The sequence below is a fragment of the Streptomyces sp. SID1328 genome (genome assembly GCF_009865595.1).
Taxonomy (GTDB): domain Bacteria; phylum Actinomycetota; class Actinomycetes; order Streptomycetales; family Streptomycetaceae; genus Streptomyces; species Streptomyces griseoluteus.
In genome coordinates this window covers 1-1,560 of record NZ_WWKH01000537.1, presented here as the reverse complement: position 1 = coordinate 1,560, position 1,560 = coordinate 1, and the positions used below count along the sequence as shown (strand labels likewise).

General features: G+C 72.2%; 3 protein-coding genes and 1 pseudogene. All 4 read right to left on the bottom strand.

Going from position 1 to position 1,560, the window contains the following annotated elements; genetic code table 11:
• A pseudogene (locus tag GT030_RS16865) lies at positions 1-137 on the bottom strand (GAF domain-containing protein); the annotation flags it as partial.
• The gene (locus tag GT030_RS16860) at positions 134-763 is read right to left on the bottom strand and encodes an ATP/GTP-binding protein (protein WP_161201803.1); all 630 of its coding nucleotides are present in this window, start codon (positions 761-763) and stop codon (positions 134-136) included. The pseudogene GT030_RS16865 and the gene GT030_RS16860, both read right to left, overlap by 4 nt.
• On the bottom strand, positions 741-1,112 hold the full coding sequence (locus GT030_RS16855) for a DUF742 domain-containing protein (protein WP_161201804.1): 372 nt from the start codon (positions 1,110-1,112) through the stop codon (positions 741-743). Before GT030_RS16855 ends, GT030_RS16860 begins: the two co-directional genes overlap by 23 nt.
• A 2-nt stretch (positions 1,113-1,114) precedes the next feature.
• Positions 1,115-1,549, bottom strand: a complete 435-nt coding sequence (locus tag GT030_RS16850; protein WP_161201802.1) for a roadblock/LC7 domain-containing protein — start codon at positions 1,547-1,549, stop codon at positions 1,115-1,117.
• Positions 1,550-1,560 lie beyond the last annotated feature (11 nt).

The window sequence follows — 1,560 nt, the reverse complement described above, 5'->3', positions numbered from 1 at the left end:
TCGGCGAAGGCGTCGAGCGCGGGTTCGGCGCGCTCCCCGAGGCCGAGGCGGCGCAGCCGGGCGGTGCGGGCCGGGGCCGCCTTGTCCTCCGGCGTGAGCAGCAGACCCCGGACCCGGCGGACCGGTTCGTACATCATGACCGCGCTCCCTGGACGGGGGCTCCGTGCACGGGCACGGGCGCCGGGACGTGGGCGAGGAGGTGGCGTACGAGGGTGAGCAGGGTCTGCACGCCGGAACTGGAGATACGGGCGTCGCAGGGGACGACCGGGACGGCGGGGCTCAGGTCGAGTGCGGCACGTACCTCGTCGGGGTCGTAGCGGAAGGCGCCGTCGAACTCGTTGACGGCCACGATGAAGGCGACGCCGCGTTCCTCGAAGAAGTCGACGGCGGCGAAGCACTCCTCCAGACGGCGGGTGTCGGCCAGGATGACCGCGCCGAGGGCGCCCTCGGACAGCTCGTCCCACATGAACCAGAACCGTTCCTGGCCGGGCGTGCCGAACAGGTACAGGACGTGCCGGGGGTCGAGGGTGATCCGGCCGAAGTCCATGGCGACGGTCGTCTCGACCTTGTTCTCGATGCCGTCCAGGTTGTCGGTGGCCGCGCCGGCCGTGGTGAGCAGTTCCTCCGTGCTGAGCGGCGCGATCTCGCTGACCGCGCCCACGAAGGTCGTCTTGCCCACCCCGAATCCGCCCGCCACCAGGATCTTGAGCGCGGTGGGGAACGGGTCGGAGCTGTACGGGTCAGAGCTGTCGTCGTAGTCCATCGAGCACTGCCTCCAGCAGAGACCGGTCAGTGGGGTGGTGGTGGAACGCGGGGGGCCCGGTGGTCAGCGCCCCGCAGTCGACGAGGTCCGACAGCAGCACTTTGGTGACCACGGCCGGCAGCCTCAGGTGCGCGGCCACCTCGGCGACCGACACGGGCGCGCGGGACAGGTCGAGCGCCTGCGCGTGCTCGGGGCCGAGATAGCCGAGCGGGGGGACTCCGGTGGCCATCACCTGGGAGATCAGGTCCAGCGCGACGCTGGGTTCGGTACGGCCGTTGCTGACCGTGAACGGCCGCACCAGCCGCCCGGCCGCGTCGTCGAGCCAGGGCCCGTCGCCCACGGCGGTCACGCTCACGGCCTCATCGCCGTCGGGTCGGCGGCGGGCTGACGGGGCGCGGTGACGAGGTACGGGCGGACACTCTTGACCAGCATCGCCATCTCGTAGCCGAGCACGGCGGCGTCGGCCTCACGCCCGGCGAGCACGGCGAGACAGGTGCCGGAGCCTGCGGTGGTGACGAACAGCAGGGTGGAGTCCAGCTCGACCACGACCTGCCGTACCTCCCCGCCGTCCCCGAACCGGACACCCGCGCTGCGGCCCAGCGAGTACAGGCCGGAGGCGAGCGCGGCCATGTGGTCGGCGCTGTCCTGGTCCAGCCCGTGCACGGCCTTCACCAGCCCGTCGCAGGACAGCAGCACCGCGCTGCTGGTGTGCGGCACGCGCTGCACGAGGCCGCTCAGCAGCCAGTCGAGGTCGGATGCGTGGGCGGTCGGCGCATCGCTCGCCATGGTGGATCGAC

Coding starts and splice junctions, on each gene's coding strand:
- GT030_RS16850 (WP_161201802.1), bottom strand. CDS start 1,549: ATGGCGAGCGATGCGCCGACCGCCCACGCATCCGACCTCGACTGGCTG.
- GT030_RS16860 (WP_161201803.1), bottom strand. CDS start 763: ATGGACTACGACGACAGCTCTGACCCGTACAGCTCCGACCCGTTCCCC.